Origin of the sequence: Paenibacillus ehimensis NBRC 15659 (assembly GCF_004000785.1) — a bacterium.
GTDB lineage: Bacteria > Bacillota > Bacilli > Paenibacillales > NBRC-103111 > Paenibacillus_G > Paenibacillus_G ehimensis.
Genome location: NZ_BILX01000012.1, coordinates 58,438 through 81,686, shown reverse-complemented (window position 1 = coordinate 81,686; position 23,249 = coordinate 58,438). Strand labels below are relative to the sequence as shown.

The following is a 23,249-nucleotide window of genomic DNA, read 5'->3' as shown; positions in this document are numbered from 1 at the left end:
GTAATATGGGTTCGTATCCGGAGGTGAAGCGGTCCCATTTTACCAAGCGTATACCAGCCGGGCACGGCCGCCTATGATATAGATCACACAATTTCCCATAATGCTGCGATATTGTGTCCGTATTGCCTTGCTACTTTAAGGATGCGGGGAGACAAGAAGTAAGGCCCCGACAATCCGGAGAGAACCAAGGAGTGTATGAACATGAAAAACATCGTAAAGTTCGGTACGATTGGCACTTTGCTGCTGGCAACGGCTTTCGGAGCGGTCGGTTCGGCAGCGGCCGAGACGGCCCCAGACCGTACGGCGGCCGTTCCCGCACTGAAGGCGGAGGGCGCGGTAAAAGTCGTGCACCGCATGGGCGGTATGCTGCTGCAGCCGGCGCATGAGCGGGCCTATCTGAAGCTGCTGGCGAAGACGTATGCGCCGGAAAGCGTGGAGGCCTGGAACCAGGCCATAGCGGAGCGTCAAGAGGTGGAGAAGGAGATGCCGAAGCCGCCGGCAATGCCTATCGTAATCCGCAAGGATAAGGCCGATACGGATGCGAAAGACGATGCGGGCTTGAGCAAGGATGCGGTTGGCAAAGAGGGGCCGGTAAAAATCCGCGTTCTGGACAGCGGGAACAAGGAGAATTTATCATCGCAGCCGCTTCGCGTCGAAATTGTGAAAGATGGCGCAGTGGACGGCCAGAAAACGTTGGGCGTCGCGCTTACGGATGATATAATGAAAGCGGAGCCGTCCGAAGAGATGAAGCGCCAGGAGGCGCTGGCCGAAGCGGCCGAAGCCGGCAACGGGGAAGCGATCCGCGGGCTGCTGCCGCAGCTGCTCGACGATTACCGCAAGGAAACGGCGGAGCTCAGGACGATGGCCGCGAAGCTCAAGGCGGAGCTGCAGAAGACCGAAAGCAAGTAATCCGATGTCATAAGGGCGTTCTCTCCGGCCTCTTCAGGCTGCAGATAATCGCCCTTTTTTCCATGGGCGGAATTAGGATAGCGAACATACAGGGGGATGGCAGATGTACCGTATTTTTTTGGTGGAGGACGAGGAGCATCTGAACGGAGTGCTGACCGCTTACTTGGAAAGCGAGGGTTGGCAGGTGCGTTCGTTTCTGGACGGCGCAGAAGCGCGTCAGGCGATAACGGAGCGGCCGGACCTGTGGATCCTTGACATTATGCTGCCCGGTATCGACGGGTACCAGCTGCTTCGCGAGATCAAGGCGGATCAGCCGCGGCTGCCGGCCATCTTCATCTCGGCACGGGATGCGGATATCGACCGGGTCGTGGGGCTGGAGCTGGGGAGCGACGACTATATGGCCAAGCCCTTTTTGCCGCGGGAGCTGGTCATCCGTACGCGCAGGCTGCTTGAGCGCGCGTACGGAGAAAGAGGCCGGGAAGAAACTGCGGGAGCCGGGAACCGCGTCCGGCTGTCCTTGCCGCCATATCTTGTCGATGAAGGAGCGCGGGCGGTGACGGGAGAGGACGGGCAGCCGATGGAGCTGACTTCCAAGGAGTTCGATTTGCTGCTTTACTTTGCCCGGCATGCCGGGCAGGTGCTCGAGCGGGAACAGGTGCTGGCGGGGGTATGGGGCGACGATTATTACGGCTCCGACCGCGTGGTCGACGATCTGGTCCGGCGGCTGAGGCGCAAGCTGCCGCAGCTGCGGCTGGAGACGGTATACGGATATGGGTATAGGATGGTGAGAGGATGAGACATTGGCCGCTTTCTGTCAAATTGTGGGGCATTTTCACGGCTTTAATGATCAGCAGCTTCGCCCTGCTTGCGGTTTTGCTGCCGTGGCTGCTGAAAGGCTTTTTTACGGAGCAGCTGTACGATATTTTGCTTGATTCGCAGCAGGCCGTCCGCATCGAACCGGCCGCAACAGTCGCAGCAGGGCCTCCGTTTGTGACAAGCGCCGTGCCTCCGGTGTTATCGCTGGATGTCACGCGCGTCCCGGATCGCGATATGAGCGAGATGAGGGTGCGCATCGCCTCCAAGCCTGCATCCCAGGTAGAGACGGCATTAACCGAAACGGCGCGGAGAAGCGCTCTTGTGCAAGCGCCGGAAGGCCCGGTCATCAAGCATATGATGATCGTGAACCAAGGTACGGCGATTACGGCAACCGCCGCGGCGACCCCGGCCGACCCGCTCGTCCGGCTGGTCGAGCAGGATGCTCTGGTGCAGCAGGAGCCGATCAAGAAATATGCCCGCTATGTCGAGGATAAGCCGGTATTTTACGTGATTCGCAAGGAGCAGGTTGAAGGCAATCCCGGCTTCATGGTATCGTATGCCTCGGGCAATTACCGCAACGACCTGGTGATGACGATGTTCGGTCAGCTGGCGCTGCTGATGGTGGCGCTGATCGTCCTGAGCTGGCTCCCGTGTCTGGGGCTGGCCAAATATTTGACGCGTCCGCTCGTGCAGATGGAGCGCCACGTCGGCCGGTTGGCCAGGCGCGATTGGCACGAGCCCCTGGAAACCGGACGCAAGGACGAAATCGGCCGATTGGGCTCGGCCATCGAGTCGATGCGCCAGCAGCTTGTGAGACAAGATAAGGCGCAGCAGTTTTTCCTTCAAAACATCTCGCATGAGCTCAAGACGCCCGTTATGGTCATCCGCAGCTATGCCCAGTCGATTATGGACGGCGTCTTTCCGCGGAAAACGCTGGCCGGCAGCGTCGACGTCATTATGAAGGAAGCGGAGCGGCTGGAGAAACGGATCCGCGACCTGCTTTATTTGAACAAACTGAATTATTTTACGTCCCGGGGGAAGCCGCATCAGCCCTTCGATCTGAAAGCGCTGCTGGACGACACCGTGGATAGGCTGCGCTGCCGCCGCGCAGACATTGCTTGGGAGGTGCACGCCCCGGAGGCGGTCATGCTTACCGGCGACCGGGAGCAGTGGAGCGTCGCGCTGGAGAACCTGGCCGACAACCAGCTGCGGTATGCGCAAACCGGCATTCGCCTCGAAGTCAAGCCGGGGAGCGAAGGAGCTCCTAGCGTCCGCCTATGGAACGACGGACCGCCGCTGGATGAGGAGACGGCGCAAAGCTTGTTCGAGCCGTTCCGGACCGGAGGAGACGGGCAGTTCGGCTTGGGCCTTGCCATTGTCAGGCAAATCGCCGTCAATCACGGCTATACGGCCCGGGCCGTGAACGAAGAAGGGGGCGTCGCCTTTTATTTGGAGCCGGCCGCTGCGGGCTAATCGCTTTTTCCAATTTACACGCGATAACTGCCAAATCAATTAACCTGACGGTACGAATGAAACGGATTGGGAAAAGCACACATTTTGTCGCACAGTCCAAACAAGCAGAAGGGCAAGGCCATACGATATACCATGCAAACGAAAGGAGGGGACCTACCAATGGGTTACTTTGGCGGTGGTTGCGGAGGCAGCGGTTATGGCGGTTGCGGAGGGTTTACCAGCACAGGTGTCATTCTCGTTCTCTTCATTCTGCTTGTAATCGTTCTTCGTTCCTGGTGGGCCTAATTATGCAATTCCCGGAAGATCCTGTCCCAAAAGTAACTATTTTAGAATCTGTGGGATAGTCTCGCATGGTAAAAAAGGTGAATCGTTGAATGAATAAAGGAGCTAAGCGGCTTGTCTGTGCTTAGCTCCTTTATTTTTGGCGTCTATTGCTGCTTTTTTCAGCAGGTATGGGCAAGCGAAAGCCACCCGACCTCTAGATTTACTTTTGGTAAGCCTCGAAGCAGGAATCTTTTGAACCCGCGGTTGTTCTTGATATCCCCAAACACACGCTCCGGTTCACTCATACGCCTAACCGTCAGTGTATAGCCTTCTTCGCTGCAGAGTTTTTCACGTGCCTGATTCCTTAATCGCAGATACTTCATGCTTACTTTGATTTCGCGATTCTCCTGGGCTTTCGTACACTGCGGTTTCAGCGGGCAGCCATCACAGCTGGCACTATACTCGATTTCATGTCCACTTTCAGTCCTCTCTTTGCTCCCTCTGCGAAAACTAAGGGTTTGTCCCGCCGCTCATATCCATGTATCTTGCTTAGTGTTATAGGTCCAATTATCGATTTTGCCATGCTTTGCTTTTTTCACGGTGGTAGATACCGTATTTAACAATCGCGCTTACTTCGTTTTGCTCCAAATAATCGTAGTTTTCTTCGCCACCGTATCCAGCGTCGGCGATAACGGTACCTGGCAGCTTGCCTAGCTGCGACTTCATTTTTTCCAGATGAGGGATCAGGCAGCGTGTATCGGTAAGCCTTTGGTGCACACTATAGCCTAAGGTAAATTGATTTTCAGTTCAATCTGCACGTTGTTCCCCGGCTGACCGTTTCGCATGCGAACCCACGGCGCGCAAAGTTAATGAACTAAGCGAAACCCACCGTCAGGCAGCCAACCTTACGCGGTGGGTTTTCGCTTGTTTAGCTTCCGTTTAATCCATCGATGGAGCTTCCGAATACTAAACACCAAGCTTAGTATGGTAGCAACCTATTTTAGGATGTCCAGTAGCGCCACAAGTGCGACCATGGCAACACCCGCTCTCGGAAGTGCTAAAGAAACTAAGCTGAATAAATTCACCATAAGCAAATTGGCAAACAAAAAGGATCATATCCCCAGTGGACGAACGATGAAAAAAATTTTGGAAGCCCTACGCAAGATTGACCCTAATGTAAGGCAAGATGACTTTTGGAGCATGTAGAAACTATATAAGAAAATAATGTAGACTCACGCTGCGGCGCTGAACAGAACGGCCCTTGCCGCAAAGGATGCGAACAAGGACCGTTTTTTTTGTATTGTTCCACGAAATCAAAATCGCCGCTCAAGACCTAAAATCAAGGGTGGGAGAATTTTACTTGCTGTCTAGTGGTCATTTCCTTTTAGATTTATCTGAAACTGTAGAAATCTATGTTAGAATAAGCCTTGATTGCATCTAAAAGGGGATAAGCTTGTCTTTCATTAGAGTGACCTGCAAGTTTAAAATCTTTATTCGTTGAATCGTACTCAGTTATGATCATTACATGTGTCGCTACAGTTATCCAACCGGAAAGACCTTTAGAAAATATTACTAGATCACCTCTATAGATACTTCTATCAAAAATTTCTTTGTGTTTTTCTTCATAATTTTCACGAGAAGTACCATAAACGTATTTTCCTCTCCAGAACGAATAGAATTCTTTAACGCTTGTCCACGGACTTGGATCGGAAAGGCTCCAACTATAGTTCAATTGTTCTGCACTCTCAGGAACTAAATAAGTATTGTTTTTTTTGTAGATATACCAATTTCCTGTCATGGCCAAACCGCCTTTTAATAGGGCTTGTGAAACAAAATTCGTGCAATCGCTCCCCCATTTTGTAAATGCCGGGAAATCAGTACTGTATCTGTTATAGTTATTGTATGCCCATTCGGCTGCCGCAGCTGCGTTGAAACTTGAGTTTAAGGTAGCTGCTGGATTTTGAGCTGTTGAAGTAGATACACCTTTCTTTTTATCTTCTTCTGGTTGTGGTATCAATGTTTTAGTTGGTTGAGGTCTGACAGCATCTAAAAATTGAATTGACGCAATGTCTTTGGAATCTTTTGCATATCTTTCAATAAAATCTACTAAGACCTTTTGATCACTCGATTCTTTAACAGAAGAATAAACTTCTTTTATTTTATGCATCACATCTATCTTATCTTCTTTTTTCAGAGATGTAGCTTTTATCTGGACATCCGTATCCTTGGCTACTTGCGCAAGGATTTTTCCAACCTTTACATCTTCTTGGTAGTAGATTGTCAGCGTTTTGTAAACTGTTTCATCATCTTCTGACAATGATGAATTTAAACTTTTCGATGTAATTCCATTTTCTTTATTGTATTGCTGGATGTAAGGATTGTTTTGAGTTTGCGACGCATGGACTTCAGTATTAAGTGCATTATTCTCGTTAGATGCGTAAGAGACTGGAATGATAGACGATGATACAGAAACAAGTGCGATCAACCCTGCAATAACCTTTTTTTTACTCAAAATACATCACCTTCCTTGAAAAATTTTTACAAATACAGTTTAATTAAACCATATTTTTATTTTTTGAGCAACATTAATTTGTAATAAATACTATATTATGGAATATGGATATTGTTACTTGAATGTATTATTTTAAAAATAAACGAAAAGGAGAGGAAAAATATGGTTAAATTCAAAAGAAAAAAAACTATTATACTTAGTATTATTTTATTCATTATTTTAGTACTCCATGTGACGGGCCCAATTCAACGTGTAACCGCACGGTTAACTTTATCAATTTATATAACTATGAAGTATAACGAAATGGGATTAAAATATAAAAAAATAGAGTATTCCTCACAATTTGGTGATTATATTGTTTCATACGAATCTAAAGAAGGTATTGTGTATAATTTCATGGTGACTCCAAAGTTTATGCCAGTTATTATTACGTTTGACCCTATTCATCCAGATGTATAGAAGGTCTAATGTCCCATGTTGTTTACCCTATAAAAAAACAAGCGCTCGCGTAACAGGTTCTCAACTTGCTCGTCGGTATAGCCAATCTCGGCCAGCCTTCGAGCTCCGGCACCTGTAGATGCTCGATAAACCGCATCGTGTAAATCCTTGATACCGTATAACCGTTCGAATATCGCGCCGATCCGAGCGAGATACAGAATCCGTTCCTGACTTTCCCCGACCAACAACTTTTCATAATGCATCATCCGTACACCTTCAGCTTAGAAGAAGATTTTTGAGCCATCAGAATATACCGATCTAAACGCTGACTGAGTTTCACCACCTCCTTGTCGGAAAACGAACCCTTTTTCTCGACCAACCGTATCAACTGCTGTCTTAATTTTCTGATTTTCCGTTTTAATTTTTTATTGTTCACTTCACCCATCACCCGATTCAATTATAATACTAAAATTCCAAATTAAGGGCATTCCTGCTTTGTGAAGTGTTTTTTGTAAAAAAAAGCATTCTGCTCAAAGCAGAATGCTTTTTAGGGATGGGTGTTGATGATTGTTCACATATTAGCCTTCCGTGCCATGGTCAAGCAGCTTAACTACCGGTCCATCACTTGGACTCGGCGGCACAAATGGCCCTGCTGTACCAAGTAGCCCCAATGCGATAATCAGGGCTAGGAAATAGGACTTCATCCAAATACACCTCCTCTCTCACCCCCATGACTGAACGATACATTTTCAATTGTTCAGCCGACGCCCATTCGCGATAAGTTTCAAATAACGCAACACACTGAATACTATCCTCATATTTTTTCATAACGTTAGCCAAGGACAGACAATGTAGCGTTTCGTTGATTCCTTGTTGAACCCGATCATTCCTAAATTCATAAATTGCTTTGTGATACCTGAATCGAAGATGTCGTTCCGAAAGAATCGGATCACTGTTAAGTAAATCGAAACGTGCAATGGGGCCGGAAAAACGCGTCAACACATGATCAACGTTGAACCCATACGTATTCGCTGATAAAACGATAGCATTCAACCCGGATACAACGTCGTTCAGTCGGTTCAAGCTCGCTAGATAGTCGGCATATTCGTTAACAATTCCTTGGTTTCCAGTTAACAGTTCAAGCGTGTATAAATTCGCTTTCCCCCAAATCTTGAACTGCTCCAATTCTTTTTGGCCAAACTCATCGAGAGGTTCCGGCATTCTAAATTCATATAGTTAAGCACATACTCTTTCGCCCGATCGTAAAGCCCTCGCCTTTCCAACACAGCGCCTTTATATAGCAAGCCCATACCATAATAATACACGGGATGCCGTTTTGGAGCTATCTCCTCAAGCCCAGATAGAACCGTGCTTAGCTCCACCAACTCTCCCGCATATTCTTCGACCTCGTTCCACTTTTTGAGAGAATAACAAACTTTCGCGAGCTGGAATAACGCGTCCAAACGATAACTATCCGGCAACCGATTTCGATACGGATCGAATCGGATAACAGCCTTCCAATTCTTTTCCGCATCAGTGCCTTGCATGACCGTAAACAAGCGGTAGTGACTCACCGCCAGCATTTCGGAGAAACTGTCTTTAACGCTATCCACAACAATTTCGTAAAAATGTTCCGATTCTTTTCGTTTCCCCTTCTGATATAGTTTTTCTGCCGCAGCAAAAATGACCTTGATGTTTTTCGGGTTATCGAGCATTTTAGCTACGACTGCATTAATACAATCACTTCTGCCTATTTCCGCACATCGAACTAAATAGCGGATCAACCGCGGCCGGGATAATTTTTCATCGGAAATGCATTCTTCTGTGTATAGCTCATACAACCATCCGGGCACCTTTCCAAAAACTTTTGCCAAAGAATCCAATTGACTTATTGTCATCGAGCGAGTAATGCCATTAAGCGCCATGTTTAGATTTCCTGGATTAATCCCGCTGAGTTCCGCCAATTGATTTATGTTATATCCATGCTGTTTCATTTGGTCTTCGATTTCGAAACGCAAAGAACGATTCACAATCCGCATAAGAAAAAATACCTCCCATAAAAATACAAAACGATCTTACCATATTACACCTTGGGATTAAACGTGAACATAAAATAAATTTTATAAATTAAGCAATATTTTTACATTTAAAAGTATAAAAGCAGCCTGCCTCTGTTTTAGAAGAAGTGGCTAGATATTTAATTTTACTTAGATTCCCCTCCCCCTTTCAGCTCGAGTTACATTCTTCATGTTCAAGAATTCGCCTTCGTTCGAAGCAAGTACACAAAATCATTCATAATGTAATGCTCCATTTTATCCATCTTAGATTTTTGAGGCCATATAAGGCCAGTTTATTTTAGTTTTTAGGCCATGTAAATACCTGAATTCTTTTCGTCCATTTGTCTACACTTTTATTGAGGTGTGGCAAATGGAGAAATCTTCTGTAACCAAGCGGATCGGCGTCAAAATTCGAGAATTCCGAAAAGCCAAGAGAATGACTCAAGAACAGCTTGCGGAGCGTGTGGCTACGAATCCTTCCTATATCGGAAAATTGGAACGTGGTGAACAAAATTTTAAAATACAGACCCTTGAAAAGATCGCGGAGGCGTTGGAAGTAAGCACATTCGCATTGTTTGACTTTGATCAGTTCGAAGATATACGCCGGTATGATATTGTTTGGAACGCAATTTCTCTGCTTCTCGAACAAAGCGAAAGCGAGCAACGGAAAGCTTTGGCTGTTTTGGAAGCTCTCTTTAAACCATATTGATCATTTTCGGAAATAAGCTTCCCTGTCAAGGGAAGCTTATTTCATGCTTTGAGCAGCGTTAGCGCAGCGGTACGACTAACACTTTATTTTCGCCGGACAATAAAAATGAAAATGTATACAAATTTATGACTGGCCAGCGATCTGCAGAACGTTTTTTGTATACAAAATAAAAGTTGCCGGCAAGATCCGGATTGAATTTTTGTATACAAAAACTAAAACGTCCAGAGCAGATCGCACCTGGACGCTTTAGTTTTTTGTATACGTTTATTCTTGCTCCCCACCTGCTGTAATTTGTTTTTTCAGATGATCGAAGTTCCCCTTCTCAATTTCCTTTATAATGTCCTTGACCTTAGCCATTTTCACGGCTTATGGGACACCCTCTTTGGTCAAAACTTGCCGTTACAGACAGCGCGAGAACCGTATCATAAGGAACGGCAAGGAACGCTGTCCGTCAAGGCCTGCCGCTGAACCGCTCGAGCGCTTCCTCGGTAACCGGTGCGAAGAGGTTGACGAGGTTGCCGTCGGGGTCGCGAAGCAGTGCAGAGCGGTTCCCCCATGGCATCGTGGCCGGTTCCTGTACCCACTCGTCGACAAGCGGCTTCAAGCGCGTGTACTCGGCATCAACGTCGTGGACGCGAAACTCGATGATGACGGTGTGGTTGTCGGCCGCGCGCGCGGAACCAGCGCCGAACAGTTGCACCGTCTGGGAGTGGCCGATCGCCAGGGTACACGATGGCAGAACGAACTCAGCGAAGACAGGCGCGGGGCGCTTCGCCGAAACACCTGTGACTTTCTCATAGAACACGACGAGTCGATCCAAGTCGTCGGTAATGATACGTACAGAAGCGAAATTCACGAGACATCATCCTTTCAATAAGGGAAATTAACGCTACGATACCGTATCGTATCATATTCACCTGAAAAATACAAGTGACCGTATGACTAACCAAAATGGCGCTCGAAATTGATTCGTTGCCTCACTGTAGCACAAGCAAGGAGTGCTGTAATGGCAAGCCGAAATCCCCGGCGTCAAATCCAGGAGGAGATGCCGTTGCCTGAACGTCAATCTGAACGACGTGAACTCGCCCACCTGTAAAATCGTCTCTGGGCCCAGGCGCGGTCGTGGACCCGGCGCCAAGGATGCCCTCATGGTATAATGTGAAGGACTATTGATTTTAAGGCAACGAACCCCAGTTTAAGTATTTTTATGTTGGAGGGAAGATGGTGACTACGTCTAATAAATCTGAACGTGTGCCGTCGGACAAGGTGAATAGACGCGTCGAGCGTTCACGACATACCGTCCTGACTACTGCATTTGAACTGCTCAGCGAAGGCGGTGTGGCTAGCTTCACCGTCGATGAGGTGGCGCGTCGTTCCGGGGTCGCGAAGACGACTATCTACCGCCACTGGCCGACGCGGGAAGCACTGGTGATCGACGCCTGTTCACGGATGATTGCCGAGCAGGAAACGCCCGACACCGGCTCACTCGAAGGTGACGTCACGGCTATCCTGCTGGAAATCGCTCACCTGCTACCGACGGCGAATTGGTCCTTCGTTCTGCCGTCAATCGTCGACACCGCCGAGCGGAATCCGGAGTTTGCGGAAATCCACAGCCGGATTCAGCGCGGACACGCTGCACCCCTGCGAGAGGTCCTGCAGCGCGCGGTAGGCAGGGGCGAGCTGTCGGCACACGCCGACGTGTCAACGATCGTCGCAGCCCTGCTGGGGCCACTCTTCTACCGCCGCTGGTTCTCGCGCGAACCGATCGACGACCAGTTTGTAAAGGCGATCATCAAACGCGTACTCGCTTCACTTTAGTACGAGACGCCTACCCCTGCTTGGCCGGACCGTTATCTATAGGTAAGGGACAAGTAAAAAAAGGTGTCCCTCAGCCATTTTCACGGCTTATGGGACACCTTCTTTATTATGCCTGGCTTTAGGGAATCGGTATACATTCGGGGGGAACGGCGTTAGAATGGAGAAAAACGCATTGCCGGAAGCGCGGGGAAAGGAAGGCTGCGATGGTACAGGCCGTCATCTTATTTATTCTCGCGGGGCTGGCCGAAATCGGGGGAGGGTACCTTGTCTGGCTATGGCTCCGGGAGGGAAGGGCGATCGGCTACGGCATCGTCGGTGCGCTTATTCTTATCGTGTACGGGATTATTCCGACACTGCAAAGCTTTCCGAGCTTCGGGCGGGTGTATGCGGCTTACGGCGGCGTCTTCGTCGTATTGTCGGTATTATGGGGCTGGGGGATCGACAAGAAAGCCCCTGATGTCTACGACTGGCTCGGAATGAGCCTGTGCCTGGCCGGCGTTGCCGTGATGCTGTACGCCCCGCGGTCCTAACGCGAAACCCGGCAAGAGAGCAAAAAAGAAGCCTTTCGCAGCGGATGAAACATCCGGCGAAAAGGCTTCTTTGGGTTGCGGTTATTTTTTCGGATCGAACGAGCTCTTCAGCGACACGATGCGGTTGAACACCGGGTGGCCCTCCGTCGAGTGCTTCGGATCGACATTGAAGTAGCCGTGGCGGAAAAACTGGAACTTGTCCTGAGGCTTCGCATCCCGCATATTGTTCTCGACGAAGCCTTGCACCGCTTCGAGCGACTTCGGATTAATATTGTCGAGGAACGAATCGCCTTCTTCCGCCTGCTCGTCGAGAATGAGCGGCTCGTACAGGCGGAATTCCGCCGGGACGGCTTGCGTCGCTTCCACCCAGTGAATCGTCCCCTTGACCTTGCGGCCGGTAAATCCGCTGCCGCTCTTCGTTTCGGGATCGTACGTACAGTGCAGCTCCGTGACGTTGCCGTCCGCGTCCTTGATCACGTTCTCGCATTTGATGAAGTAGGCGTGCTTCAGACGCACTTCGTTGCCGGGGAACAGGCGGAAGTAGCCTTTGACCGGCTCCTCCATAAAATCATCCCGCTCGATATAAATTTCCCGCGAGAACGGAATTTGACGATGGCCCATCGCTTCGTTCTCCGGGTTGTTCTCCGCGTCCAGCATCTCCACTTGCCCTTCCGGGTAGTTCGTGATAACCACCTTCAGCGGCTGCAGCACGGCCATGGTGCGCGGCGCCTTCAATTTGAGGTCCTCGCGGATGAAGTGCTCCAGCATTTTCTCGTCGACGACGCTGTTGTTCGTCTTCACCACGCCGACTTCGCGGCAGAACGTGCGGATCGCTTCCGGGGTATACCCCTTGCGGCGCAGACCGGAGATCGTAGGCATCCGCGGGTCGTCCCAGCCGTCGACGACTTTCTCGTCCACGAGCAGCTTCAGCTTCCGCTTGCTCATGACCGTATTGGTCAGGCTGAGCCGGTTGAATTCGTACTGCCGCGGCACGTTCTCCATCTCGCACTCCTGCACGACCCAATCGTACAGCGGACGGTGATCGGCGAATTCCATCGTACAGATGGAGTGCGTGACGCCTTCGATCGCGTCCTCCAGCGGATGGGCATAGTCGTACATCGGGTAAATGCACCATTTGTCACCGGTGTTATGGTGATGCGCATGGGAGATCCGGTACAGGACCGGGTCACGCAGGTTGATGTTCGGCGATGCCATATCGATTTTGGCGCGCAGCACCTTCTCGCCGTTGGCATACTCGCCTTTGCGCATCCGCTCGAACAGGTCGAGGTTTTCCTCGACGCTGCGGTTGCGGTACGGGCTTTCTTGGCCGGGTTCGGTCAAGGTGCCCCGGGTTTCGCGGATTTGCTCCGCCGTCAAATCGCATACGTAGGCTTTGCCCTTGCGGATCAAGCGTAGGGCGCGCTCGTACATTTCATCGAAAAAGTTCGAAGCAAAGTACAACTGCTCCCATTCGAAGCCGAGCCACTTGACGTCTTCCTGGATCGAGCGTACAAATTCCTCGTCTTCCTTCGCCGGGTTCGTGTCGTCGAACCGCAGGTGCGTGCGGCCGCCGAATTCGTCGGCAAGCTCGAAGTTCAAGCAGATCGATTTCGCGTGCCCGATATGCAGATAGCCGTTCGGCTCCGGCGGAAAGCGGGTGACGATGGTTTTCACTTTACCCGTGTTCAAATCTTCGATCACGATGTTTTTGATGTAATTGGAGGATGATGCAGAAGCCGGTTTCGTCGTGTCCAATGGGATCAACCTTTCTCACAAGATAGCTGTCAAAATCTATTACTCTCTATAATACACAAAATGGAGGGCAATTATAAATGGGTTTCCGTACGTTTCTTTGAAGAAAGCCCTTACTTGGCGGACTTTTTTGCGTTTTCCGTCAGAGCTTTGGGCGCTATCTATGAAAATGTGGCAATTTTTTCTCTCTCTGTTGCAAGAGACATCCCAAAATCCGCACCTTGCGGCCGAGAGAACATAAGGTGAAACGAGGGGAATGGTCATAGAAGGGAGAGATTCATTGTGAAAACGAACCATGCAAAAGAAACGAACCGTCTCGTAACGGTGCCGGTGCTGCGGAAGACGCTGGCGGCCATGATTCCGTTCTACCGGCGGATTGCTTCGGACCCCGCTTATGCTGCAGTGTGGACCCGGGGCGTGCGCCGCGCGGACCTGGATACGCTCCAGCGGCTGCTTCGGCAAGTCGGCTTGAGCGAGCGGCGGTATGCGTCTTTGTCCACGAACGGCATCGGTTACTTCGTCGATTTCAACGCCCCCAAGCCGATCATGCTGTATTCGAACGCCACCACGGTACGTCCGGGGACGGCGCAGTTTTATTTCAACACCAAGGTTCACCGCGCCATCGCCAAGGCGATTCTGCCGTTCTATCGGGAAATCGTCGTGAACCGCCCGTTCGCCTGCATCGTCGTCCGGGCGATCCGCAGCGGCAATCGCGGGCTGCTTGACCGGGTGGTCCGCAGCATCGTCGCGACCCCTCGTCTGCGCTCCGTCGCGATCGAAAGCTCGGGCTTCCGGCTCGGCTTCAAATACGCGGCCAGCCCGTTCCGCTTCGACAACCTGACCTTTGGCGGCGCGCCCTGATGGCGGCAGGAGGTCCGTATACGGCAAATCCCCTGCGTCCGGGCGCGAAGCCGTCGGAGCAGGGGACTGCTTGCGGGGATATAAGATTAGAGCAGAACCGAGGTTGCCGGCTGCTTCTCTTCATACTGCTGCAGCAGCTCTTCGGCTTTGTCCAAATCTTTGGTGTGCACATCGAGCTTCAAGCGTTCGGGGTGATGAAGATCGACGGCTTCGGCTGCCGTCTGGATGGCGCTCAAGCCTGCATCGGTATCGGACTTCACCCGGCACTTGACCTGCTTCGACTTTAAGAAGGCATGCCTCGCTTGAAGGTCGCGGGCTTCGGGCCCGGAAGCAGCCATCACCGTCTTCCACTGGGAAGAGCGGCTGTATAGCAGGCAAATCGCGGCAATAACGGCCAACAGGAACAAGAAACCTCCCATTACCATTGGAAAACACCACCTTCGTCTTATTTGCTTTTGCGGACGGAGGGCTGACGGTAGTCTGGGGCGGACGCTTGCTTGCCATTACCCGTTTCCAGCCGGGGTGAAACATGGATTTTTTTGCCGCGTATCCCGAACAAGCCGGCGATCGGCTTGGCGACCGATGCCGGCTTGCTGCAAGGCTACTTTAAAGCGTTAAGCGTCAGAGCTGCTTACACGGTCTGCGCGGCGAAAAAATGCGGCAAAAACGCTTTGTTCTGCTCCAGCATCTCTTCAAGCATCGGCTCCGCTTTGTTGACCGAAGTCACGAGCGGATGGTGGGCGAGCGCTTGCAGCGCAAGTCCGCGATCGCCGGAGACGGCGGCGGCGATCGCGAGTCGCTCGTACGTTTTCACCGCATGGATCAAGCCCTTGGCGGCTTCCGGCACGAGCGAAACCGGCAGCGGAATCGGCCCCTGCTTCGTGACGACGCAGTTGACCTCAATGCAGGCGTCCGCAGGCAGGAAGTCGAGAATGCCCTGGTTGCGGACATTCAGCGTCTGGATGTCGCGCGTATCGTTATACAGCGATGTCATCAGCTTGACGGCGGCCTCCGAGTAGTATGCGCCTCCGCGCTTCTCCAGCTGCTTCGGCTTCTCGGCCAGCTCAGGGTCCTTGTACAGCTCGAACAATTCGTCCTCCAGCCGCTTCACCACTTCGGCGCGGGTGCCTTCCCGGGCGGACGATTCGACTTGGTCGGCCAGCATCTCTTCGGTCAAATAAAAATATTTCAAATAATAGGTCGGAATGGCGCCGAGCGAACGGATAAACGAAGCGTTCCATTCGTACTGCGGAACGTTCTTGGCGGAATAGCCGTCGCGGTTCGCCAGCAGCTCCTCCAGCTTCGATTCGCCGTCGATCCGCACCTGCGTGACCCAGTGCAGGTGATTCAAGCCGACGAATTCGGCGTAGATGCGCTCCATCGGCACCTCGTAGAGGCCGGCCAGCCATTTGTATACCCCGATCGGCGAATTGCAGATGCCGACTGCCCGAATTTTCGAATGGTTGAGGATCGCTTCCGTCACCATCCCGGCCGGATTCGTGAAGTTCAGCATCCAGGCGTCGGGGCACAGCTCCTCCATGTCCTTGGCGATATCCAGCAGCACGGGAATCGTGCGCAGCGCCTTCATCATGCCGCCCGGCCCGGTCGTTTCCTGACCGATCATGCCGTAGCGCAGCGGAATCGTCTCATCCCGGATGCGGGCCTCCAGCAGACCGACACGCAGCTGCGTCGTGACGAAGTCGGCGCCTGCCAGCGCTTCTCTGCGATTGGTCGTTAAACGGACCGCGATCGGCAGCTTCGATTTCTCCACCATGCGCTGCGCGAGTTGTCCGACGATGCGCAGCTTGTGCTCCCCTTCCGGGATGTCGACCAGCCACAGATCCGTGACGGGAAAGCGGTCATGATGCACGATAAATCCTTCGATCAGCTCCGGCGTATACGACGACCCGCCGCCGATGACGACGACCTTGAGTCCTTTGGCTTCAACCACCTGCAAGCACTCCCTTCAAATCGGAGATGCGTCTGACCTGCTCCTGCACCGGCTCGGAGACGGTCGTGCCGTCTTTCTCCATGGCCAGCAAGATCGCCCCGACCACCGGCTCCACACCCAGCACTTGAAGCCTGCAGCCGGGCGCCTCCGGCTGAACAATTTCTTCAATATATGGATGAATGAATTGCCCGTCCCCCCGGGTCAGCACGCTGCCCGCAAGCACCAGATCGAAGGTCTCGCTCTGCATCCCGAGACGACGGATAACCGCCCGGGCCGCCAGCCCGAGCTCCGTTCCCTGCATGCGGAGGATGCGGGCCGCCACGCGGTCTCCCTGAGCGGCGGCTTCGAACAGCAGCGGCGTCAGTTCAAGCGGGACAGGCAGCGCATGGTCCAGAAAATGGTGAAACATACGTTCGACCGAGGGGTAGCCGAGTTCCTTCGTGACCAACGCGGTCAGCAGCGTCTCTTCCTCGCGGCCTTCCCATGCCCGGATGACCGCCCGGAACGCTTCCGCCGCCAAGTCTCCGCCGCCGCCGAAATCGCCGTACGGATAGCCGAAGCCGCCGCATTGATACGTCTCGCCCGAAGGGGAGACGCCGACGCAGTTCGTGCCGCTGCCGCAAATCGCAACGACGCCGTAGGGCTTCGATGTGCCGGCGCGCAGGGCGATGACGGTGTCGCATACGATGTCGGAGCCGGGCAGTCCCAGCTCGGCGATCATCGGCCGCAGGATGCGGAAGTCGGCCTCGCGGTCGGCCCCCGCCAGCCCGAAGCAGGCGGCGGCAATATCCTGCTCGCGCAGGCCGGCTTGGCCGAGCGCTTGCGCGACGGCTTGGCGGATGCTCCGCGCGGCCGTATCGCGGTCGATCTGATGGTTGCCGGGGCCGCCTTTGCCGGCTGCGACCAGCCGGCCCGTTTCGTCCGTAATGACGGCATACGTCTTGCTGCCGCCGGCATCCATCCCCAAGTAGTATTTCATGTACTCCACTCCCGTCCTTGGAGCCAGCTACGGTGCGGGGGAATAGGGCGACGTGGATTCTCTCACGATCAATTCCGGCTTCAAGCAGACCGAAGTGTTCCGTTTCATCGAGCCGTCGATCAGCTTGAGCAGCAGACGGACGGCCTGCTGTCCCATCTGCTCCATCGGCTGCCTGACGGTCGTCAGACGCGGATGAATATCCGCGGCGAACACTTGGTCGTCGTACCCGACGATGGAAAGGTCGCGCGGAATGCGGTACCCTTCGTCCCGGAACGCATCCATGACGCCGAGCGCAAGGCCGTCTTCTCCGGCGAAGACGGCCGTCGGCACGTTCCCGCTGCGCAGCCATTCCTTGGCGACGTCGAAGCCGCTGCGGATGTTGAATTCGGTGCAGGCCACGGCCAGCGGCGTCAATCCCGCTTCGGCCATGGCCGCTTCGAATCCGCGTCTGCGCTCTCTGGCGCTGAGAAACAGCTCCGGCCCGCTTACGTGCGAGATGCGCGTATGTCCCAGGCCGATCAAATGCTTCGTCGCCTCGTAGCCGCCCGTATAGTTATCCACATTCACCGTAGTGGCATTTGTTTTTTCAATCTGATTATCGATAATGACAAACGGGATTTTCTTCCGTTTGAGCTCCAGCACATACTGCTCTTCTTCCATGGGCGACAGCACGATGATGCCGTCGACCCGGTCTTCCTGAAACAAAAAGTTGGTCGGCTTCAAAGCGCCGTCCGGAGAGGAGCACACATTGAGTGCCAAAAAATAGCCGTTCTCCTCCAGCGCTTCGTTCACGGCATGCACGATGCCGTCGAACACCGAATCCTGCAGGGTGATCAGCGTCAGGCCGATCAGTCCCGTCGATCCCCGCGCCAGGTTGCGGGCGGCCGCATTGGGGCGGTAATCCAGCTCCTGGATGGCCTGCAGCACCTTCTGGCGGTTGCTCTCCCGGACGGTGGGCGAATTGTTAAGCACCTTCGACACGGTCACGAGCGAAAGTCCCGATTTTTTCACGACGTCCCATATGCTAACTTTTTTCATAATCAGATCAAACTCCCGGATCGGTATTCGTATAGATAAGCAATAGTATACCATAGCTCCGTATGGCCCCTCCGCAAGGAGGGGCCCGGGCGCAGGGGAGTCGTTGCGCGGCAATGTCGGAAGACTTGTGCGCTTATTTGTTGGCTTTGCCGGCGTTTTTCTCCTTCAGCAGGTCGTTCACCTTTTTCTCCAGCTGCGGGCTGACTTCGGCTACGGTTTTTTGCCCGTTGTCCACGAGGTCCAGCTCGTTCTTGACGATGTTCAAAATCTCGGAGTAGTGGGTGATCAGATGGTTATACGACTCGACGCCGTATTTCAGCCCGCCTTCGACGACGTTCTTCATGTCCTTGGGATCGATCGCGGGAGCGTACAGATTGAAATACTTTTCGGCGGCCTGTTGGTTGGCCGGAGGCGTACCGCCGCTCAGCTCGATCGATTTTTCCTGGATGTCTTTGCCCAGCTGGAATTTGATCCATTCGTACGCTTCCTTCGGATGCTTGGAATCCTTCAGGATGAGGAGCGGGTCGACGTACAGCACGTTGCGGTTCTTGTCGCTGCCGCTGTACGGGACCGCGGCCACGCCGATCTTGAAGCTGTAATCCTTGACCGAGGCGAGAATCCAGGCGCCGGCGACCGACATCCCTACGCGTCCGGTGGCGAACGGATCGCCGCCCTGCCCGGCGACGGCTTTGGTGAATTCCGGCGACGGCATCACCTTGTCCTTCAGGATCAAGTCGGACAAGCGCTGGTTGATTTTGACGACCTCGGGCGAATTGAAGTGGAAGGACGTCGCGTGGCCGCCGTTCGTCCACGTGTCGTCGGAGTAGACTTTGGCTCCGAAATAAACCGGACGCATATCCCTCTCGCCCCAGCCCCAGTCCAAGCCGAACTCCACCTTCTCGAAATCGTCGCTCGGCTTGCTCAGCTTTTTGGCGGTTTCGATCATTTTGTCGAACGTCCAAGACTTGTCTTCGTAGCTCGACGGCGGGTATGGGATGCCCGCTTTGTCGAACATGTCCTTGTTGTAGAGGAGCATCGTCACATAGCTGTAAACCGGGATGCCGTAGTTTTTGCCGTCGATCTTGTAGATGTCCATCAGATTGTCGGGAATGCCGTAATCGGACGCTTTGAAGTTGTCCTCTTTCATCAGGTCGGTCAGGTCGCGCAGCAAGCCCTTGTCGTAATATTCGATGAAGCCGCCCTCGCCCCAATGCGAGGTGACGTCGGGTGCCGTCCCGGCGGCGATCATCGCCTGCAGCTTCGAATCAAACTCTGCGTAAGGCGTCTTCATGATCTTGACCTTGATGTTCGGGTGCTTCGCCTCGAATTCCGGGACGAGCTTCTCGACGAAGGTTTTATCCGGAATATCGGGAACGAACTGCGTGATCGTGACCGTGGAGTCCCCCTTGGACCCGCCTTCTTTCGTGTCGCCCGAGCAAGCAGGCAGCAATACTGCGCCGGTCAGCAGAATCGCGCCGAGACAAGCCGTCTTGTTTCTTTTCATCTTTCCTCACTCCTTCATTTGGTGACCCCGTTGACGGGTTATTCATTTCACTCCAGTCAGCACGATGCTTTCTACGAAATATTTTTGTGCGACTGAAAATAAAACCAGGATCGGAACGAGAGCCAGAACGGCGGACAGCATGACGAGATTCCACGGCACCAGCCGCGTGGCGGTCGAATACATCGCGGTCATGCCGATCGTCAGGGTGAAATGCTCGGACGAGTTCAGGTACAGCACCTGGCCGAGCAGATCGTTCCAGCTGTACATGAAGCCGAAGATCGCTACGGTCGCCAGCACGGGACCGGAGAGCGGCAGCGCGATGTTCCACCACTGGCGCCACTCGGAGCAGCCGTCGATTTTGGCCGCGTCGTACAGTTCGTTCGATAACGAAGTGAAGAACTGCCGGATGAGGAAGATGTTATAGGCCGAGCCGAAAAAAGCGGGGACGGTAATCGGCAGAATCGTGTCCATCCACCCGAGATTTTTGAACAAAATGAACTGCGGAATCATGAGGGCCGGGTACGGGATCATCATCGTGCTGAGCAGAAACAGGAACAGCACGTTTTTCCCCCGGGCGTGATAGCGCGCGAACCCGAACGCGACGAGGGACGACGAAAGCACGGTCCCGATAACGCTGAAAAAGGCGATCAGCAGGCTGTTTTTGTACCACAGGCCGTACTGGTATTGGGTGAACAGGTTCTTGAAGTTGCCCCAGGCGAACTGCTCCGGGATGAGTCGGGGCGGGAATTTGAGCACTTCCGCCTGCGATTTGAACGCGGTCGAGAACATGTTGAGCGTCGGAAAAATCATGATGACCGCGATGACGACCAGCAGCAGAAAGACCAGCCATTCGAACGGGGTTGTTTTGCGCTTGCTGTCCTTTTGCCGCACCGGACGCTTCTGCGTTACGGATGCCGTACTCATACGCCGCCGCCTCCTTCATAATGAACAAGCTTCCGGGACACTCGCATGATCAGGAACGTCATGAGCATGATGACGATCAGCAGCAGCCATGACATCGCCGAAGCGTAGCCCATCTTGAAAAATTTGAAGCCGTTCTGCCATAAGTAGTACACGTAGAACTGGGTGGCGTAGTGCGGCCCCCCTTTCGTCATGACAAACGCCTGCGTAAACACCTGAAACGAGTCGATGATGCCCATGATGAGCTGGAACAGCACGACAGGCGAGATCATCGGCAGCGTGATGCGCCACAGAGACTGCCAACGGGTGACGCCGTCGATCTTGGCGGCTTCGTACAGGATCGGAGGCACGCCCTGAAGGCCGGCGAGGAAGATGACCATGCCCGCCCCGGCGCTCCACATCGTCATAATGATCATAGAAGCCAGCGCCCAGTTGCTGTCTTCGAGCCATTTGGGCCCGTCGATCCCGAGCAGGCCGAGCGCCCAGTTGAACATGCCGATCTTGGAGTTGAACACCCACAGCCAGACGAGCGACATCGCCACGCCGGAGATCATGCTGGGGAAATAGATGGCGGTCCGGAAAAACCGGCGGAACGGAATTTTCTGGTTGACCAACACCGCCAAAAACAGCGAGAGCAGAAGCTGCAGCGGTACGCTGAATATCGTGAACAGCACCGTCGCTTTCACCCCGCGCCAGAACAGATCGTCCTGAAGCATCTTGGTGTAGTTCTGCAGGCCGACCCACTTTGGCGGGCTGGTGATGTTGTATTCCGTGAAGCTGATGTACAGCGAATACAGGATCGGGTACAGCGTGAATACCGCCGCTCCGATCAGCCACGGCGAAATAAACAGGTAAAAATATTTGGTCTCCCGTCTGCGCGCCCCCTGCCGCATGGGCAATCCCTCCTTGAAGTATAAACGTTTATATTTTCATCGAATTGAAGCATGCCCCCGCTGGCCGGTGCGAAGCTGTGTATCCGGTTCCCGGTAACGAAGTTTTGCCAGTTGAACTCGGATGTTGTTGAAATGAGGGGGAATTACGGATGGTATCGAAGCTTCAAAATTATAAACGTTTATATTTTTATACGCCTATAGTAATCGTTTTCAAGGATGGCGTCAATCCCTAATTTTCCAGTATTTCCTTCGGCGGGCCGCGGGCAGGACATCGGAAGGCGGAGAGGGCCGCTCCGCATGCGAATTGACACGCTGTCGGCGCGTAAGCTACCATGAGAAAAATACTCGCTTATCGCCGCAAAAGGGGGAAACCGCGCATGAAGACGGAGCTGCTTACGGAACGTGTCCGGCTCACGCAGAAAAGATTGCGCAAGGAGCTGCTGAGCAGCGTGCTGGACGAGTTCGACGGACAGATCATGGCGCTGCCCGAAGCCAAACGGCAGCAGAAATACGCCAAAATGGCGGGAAGCCCGTTTTCGTTCTTCCGGGGGACCGCGTACTTGTTTTATTTCGATGTCAGCCGGGAATGGTTTCCGTACCACAGCTCGCCGGAGCGGCCGACATGGATTCAAGGGGATCTGCATTTCGAGAATTTCGGGGCGTTCCGCAGCGAAGAAGGGCGGATCGTGTACGATGTGAACGATTTTGACGAGGGGTATCTGGGCTCCTATCTGTACGACCTGCTGCGGATGTCGGTCAGCGTAGCGCTTGTGTGCCGGACGAAGGGCATCGGCGCCGACGGGCAGAAGGAAGCGATCACCGCTTATTTGGACGCGTATGCCAACCAGATCCGGCGCTTTGCCCGGCGGAAGGACGATCCGCGCACGCTCGTCTTCGATAAGGACCGCACGGACGGACCGATCCGCAAGCTGCTGAAAAAGACGGAGAAGCGGCTCGCGTCGCAGTTTCTGGAAGGCGTGACGACGCTGACAAGGACGGCGAGGCGGTTTGCCAAATCGGAGGAGATCGTTCCGCCGACGCCGCAGGAGCGCCGCATGCTGGAGGAGAGCTGGCCGCATTACCTGCAATCGCTGGAGCGGAGGACGAAGCGTTCCGATAGCTATTACGCGATCAAGGACGTGGCGGTGAAGCACGGCTCGGGCACGGCCTCCATCGGGCTGGACCGCTTCTATGTGCTCATCGAAGGCGAAGGCGGCGAGCAGGCGCTGGACGATATCGTGATCGAGGTCAAGGAAGTGCGCGCGCCGGTCCCGGCTTATTTTATGCCGTATAACGAGTCATTCTGGACGTATTTCGGCCATCAGGGCAAGCGGGTCATCGTGACGCAGCAGGCGATGCATCACGAGGCCGACCCGTTTCTCGGCTTCTTGACGATGGACGGGCGGCATTTTTACGTCAGGGAGCGGTCGCCTTACAAGAAGCGGCTGAAGGCGGACAAGCTGACCGGGAAGGAAGACCTGCTGTCCGTGCTGGACTGCATGGGCCGGATTACGGCGAAGCTTCATGCGCGGGCGGATGCGGATATGGAGCACGGGCTGATGTCGTACCACAGCGAGGAGGAGATTCATCGCGCGATCGGGCCGGACACGGACGCGTTCTGCGACTATATCGCGCATTGGGCGATCGCCTATGCGCATCAGGTTGAGGAGGATTATGCGCTGTTCGTGGAATGGCTGGGCGAGCGGAAGGAGCAGGAGTAAGCTCCGAAGCGCGGCTGGCCGACAGCGGTTGATGAGCCGCAATTCTCCCGCTGCGAAAAAAAGGAGCTGTTCCCTTGCATCCATAAGTGGGTGCAGAGGGGGA

At 53.5% G+C, this 23,249-nt stretch carries 24 protein-coding genes and 1 pseudogene; 10 read left to right on the top strand and 15 right to left on the bottom strand.

Features of this window, described 5'->3' with window-relative positions; genetic code table 11:
* Window positions 1-201: 201 nt before the first annotated feature.
* From PEH01S_RS09725 to PEH01S_RS35125, 4 genes are all read left to right on the top strand, one after another.
* The gene (locus tag PEH01S_RS09725; protein ID WP_127485105.1) at window positions 202-909 is read left to right on the top strand and encodes a hypothetical protein; all 708 of its coding nucleotides are present in this window, start codon (window positions 202-204) and stop codon (window positions 907-909) included.
* Window positions 910-1,012: 103 nt separating this feature from the next.
* Complete coding sequence (locus PEH01S_RS09720; protein ID WP_025852079.1) at window positions 1,013-1,705, top strand: response regulator transcription factor; 693 nt, start codon at window positions 1,013-1,015, stop codon at window positions 1,703-1,705.
* Entirely contained in the window at window positions 1,702-3,198 is a 1,497-nt protein-coding gene (locus PEH01S_RS09715) for a sensor histidine kinase (RefSeq protein ID WP_127485103.1), read from the top strand. Before PEH01S_RS09720 ends, PEH01S_RS09715 begins: the two co-directional genes overlap by 4 nt.
* A gap of 159 nt (window positions 3,199-3,357) precedes the next feature.
* Complete coding sequence (locus tag PEH01S_RS35125; protein WP_216713110.1) at window positions 3,358-3,483, top strand: sporulation protein YjcZ; 126 nt, start codon at window positions 3,358-3,360, stop codon at window positions 3,481-3,483.
* A 102-nt stretch (window positions 3,484-3,585) separates the two neighbouring features.
* Here PEH01S_RS35125 and PEH01S_RS36290 read toward each other — a convergent pair.
* Both PEH01S_RS36290 and PEH01S_RS09705 read right to left on the bottom strand, forming a co-directional pair.
* Window positions 3,586-4,307: pseudogene (locus tag PEH01S_RS36290) on the bottom strand (transposase); the annotation flags it as partial.
* A 545-nt stretch (window positions 4,308-4,852) separates the two neighbouring features.
* Window positions 4,853-5,974, bottom strand: coding sequence for an amidase domain-containing protein (locus tag PEH01S_RS09705; protein ID WP_127485101.1), 1,122 nt, complete (start codon window positions 5,972-5,974; stop codon window positions 4,853-4,855).
* 162 nt (window positions 5,975-6,136) lie between these two features.
* Between PEH01S_RS09705 and PEH01S_RS09700 the strand changes: the two genes are divergently transcribed.
* Window positions 6,137-6,433 carry a hypothetical protein gene (locus PEH01S_RS09700; RefSeq protein ID WP_127485099.1) on the top strand — a complete coding sequence of 99 codons (297 nt, stop codon included), beginning with the start codon at window positions 6,137-6,139 and terminating at the stop codon, window positions 6,431-6,433.
* Window positions 6,434-6,438: 5 nt separating this feature from the next.
* On the opposite strand, the gene PEH01S_RS09695 is transcribed toward PEH01S_RS09700, so the two are convergent.
* The 4 genes from PEH01S_RS09695 to PEH01S_RS09685 form a co-directional block, all read right to left on the bottom strand.
* Window positions 6,439-6,678 (bottom strand): hypothetical protein, encoded by a 240-nt coding sequence (locus PEH01S_RS09695; protein ID WP_246062863.1) that lies wholly within the window; start codon window positions 6,676-6,678, stop codon window positions 6,439-6,441.
* Window positions 6,675-6,857: an aspartyl-phosphate phosphatase Spo0E family protein gene (locus tag PEH01S_RS09690; protein ID WP_127485168.1), complete on the bottom strand. Its 183-nt coding sequence runs from the start codon at window positions 6,855-6,857 to the stop codon at window positions 6,675-6,677. The genes PEH01S_RS09695 and PEH01S_RS09690 overlap by 4 nt, the downstream gene beginning before the upstream one ends.
* A gap of 176 nt (window positions 6,858-7,033) precedes the next feature.
* The gene (locus PEH01S_RS36000) at window positions 7,034-7,597 is read right to left on the bottom strand and encodes a hypothetical protein (protein ID WP_307720087.1); all 564 of its coding nucleotides are present in this window, start codon (window positions 7,595-7,597) and stop codon (window positions 7,034-7,036) included.
* Entirely contained in the window at window positions 7,543-8,451 is a 909-nt protein-coding gene (locus PEH01S_RS09685) for a helix-turn-helix domain-containing protein (protein ID WP_307720086.1), read from the bottom strand. Before PEH01S_RS09685 ends, PEH01S_RS36000 begins: the two co-directional genes overlap by 55 nt.
* A 388-nt stretch (window positions 8,452-8,839) precedes the next feature.
* Between PEH01S_RS09685 and PEH01S_RS09680 the strand changes: the two genes are divergently transcribed.
* Window positions 8,840-9,178, top strand: coding sequence for a helix-turn-helix domain-containing protein (locus PEH01S_RS09680; protein WP_127485097.1), 339 nt, complete (start codon window positions 8,840-8,842; stop codon window positions 9,176-9,178).
* A gap of 451 nt (window positions 9,179-9,629) precedes the next feature.
* On the opposite strand, the gene PEH01S_RS09675 is transcribed toward PEH01S_RS09680, so the two are convergent.
* Window positions 9,630-10,034 (bottom strand): VOC family protein, encoded by a 405-nt coding sequence (locus tag PEH01S_RS09675; protein ID WP_025852076.1) that lies wholly within the window; start codon window positions 10,032-10,034, stop codon window positions 9,630-9,632.
* 365 nt (window positions 10,035-10,399) lie between these two features.
* On the opposite strand from PEH01S_RS09675, the gene PEH01S_RS09670 reads away from it, so the two are divergent.
* Window positions 10,400-10,996, top strand: coding sequence for a TetR/AcrR family transcriptional regulator (locus tag PEH01S_RS09670; RefSeq protein WP_025852075.1), 597 nt, complete (start codon window positions 10,400-10,402; stop codon window positions 10,994-10,996).
* A 203-nt stretch (window positions 10,997-11,199) separates the two neighbouring features.
* Entirely contained in the window at window positions 11,200-11,526 is a 327-nt protein-coding gene (locus PEH01S_RS09665) for a YnfA family protein (RefSeq protein ID WP_127485095.1), read from the top strand.
* An 81-nt stretch (window positions 11,527-11,607) separates the two neighbouring features.
* Here the strand turns inward: PEH01S_RS09665 and PEH01S_RS09660 are convergent, their stop codons facing one another.
* Window positions 11,608-13,281, bottom strand: a complete 1,674-nt coding sequence (locus PEH01S_RS09660; RefSeq protein WP_025852073.1) for a glutamine--tRNA ligase/YqeY domain fusion protein — start codon at window positions 13,279-13,281, stop codon at window positions 11,608-11,610.
* 279 nt (window positions 13,282-13,560) lie between these two features.
* Between PEH01S_RS09660 and PEH01S_RS09655 the strand changes: the two genes are divergently transcribed.
* Window positions 13,561-14,139, top strand: a complete 579-nt coding sequence (locus PEH01S_RS09655; protein WP_025852072.1) for a hypothetical protein — start codon at window positions 13,561-13,563, stop codon at window positions 14,137-14,139.
* Between the two features lie 86 nt (window positions 14,140-14,225).
* Here the strand turns inward: PEH01S_RS09655 and PEH01S_RS09650 are convergent, their stop codons facing one another.
* From PEH01S_RS09650 to PEH01S_RS09620, 7 genes are all read right to left on the bottom strand, one after another.
* The gene (locus tag PEH01S_RS09650) at window positions 14,226-14,564 is read right to left on the bottom strand and encodes a hypothetical protein (protein WP_127485093.1); all 339 of its coding nucleotides are present in this window, start codon (window positions 14,562-14,564) and stop codon (window positions 14,226-14,228) included.
* A gap of 206 nt (window positions 14,565-14,770) precedes the next feature.
* Window positions 14,771-16,090: a 6-phospho-beta-glucosidase gene (locus PEH01S_RS09645; RefSeq protein ID WP_127485090.1), complete on the bottom strand. Its 1,320-nt coding sequence runs from the start codon at window positions 16,088-16,090 to the stop codon at window positions 14,771-14,773.
* A complete protein-coding gene (locus PEH01S_RS09640) occupies window positions 16,083-17,069 on the bottom strand; it encodes an N-acetylglucosamine kinase (RefSeq protein ID WP_127485088.1) in 987 nt (328 codons plus the stop codon). The genes PEH01S_RS09645 and PEH01S_RS09640 overlap by 8 nt, the downstream gene beginning before the upstream one ends.
* Window positions 17,070-17,096: 27 nt before the next feature.
* Complete coding sequence (locus tag PEH01S_RS09635; RefSeq protein WP_025852066.1) at window positions 17,097-18,107, bottom strand: LacI family DNA-binding transcriptional regulator; 1,011 nt, start codon at window positions 18,105-18,107, stop codon at window positions 17,097-17,099.
* 133 nt (window positions 18,108-18,240) lie between these two features.
* The gene (locus tag PEH01S_RS09630; RefSeq protein ID WP_025852065.1) at window positions 18,241-19,611 is read right to left on the bottom strand and encodes an ABC transporter substrate-binding protein; all 1,371 of its coding nucleotides are present in this window, start codon (window positions 19,609-19,611) and stop codon (window positions 18,241-18,243) included.
* Window positions 19,612-19,653: 42 nt separating this feature from the next.
* Entirely contained in the window at window positions 19,654-20,535 is an 882-nt protein-coding gene (locus tag PEH01S_RS09625) for a carbohydrate ABC transporter permease (protein ID WP_025852064.1), read from the bottom strand.
* Window positions 20,532-21,425: a carbohydrate ABC transporter permease gene (locus PEH01S_RS09620; RefSeq protein WP_025852062.1), complete on the bottom strand. Its 894-nt coding sequence runs from the start codon at window positions 21,423-21,425 to the stop codon at window positions 20,532-20,534. Before PEH01S_RS09620 ends, PEH01S_RS09625 begins: the two co-directional genes overlap by 4 nt.
* 377 nt (window positions 21,426-21,802) lie before the next feature.
* On the opposite strand from PEH01S_RS09620, the gene PEH01S_RS09615 reads away from it, so the two are divergent.
* Window positions 21,803-23,146, top strand: coding sequence for a DUF2252 domain-containing protein (locus tag PEH01S_RS09615; protein WP_025852061.1), 1,344 nt, complete (start codon window positions 21,803-21,805; stop codon window positions 23,144-23,146).
* Window positions 23,147-23,249 lie beyond the last annotated feature (103 nt).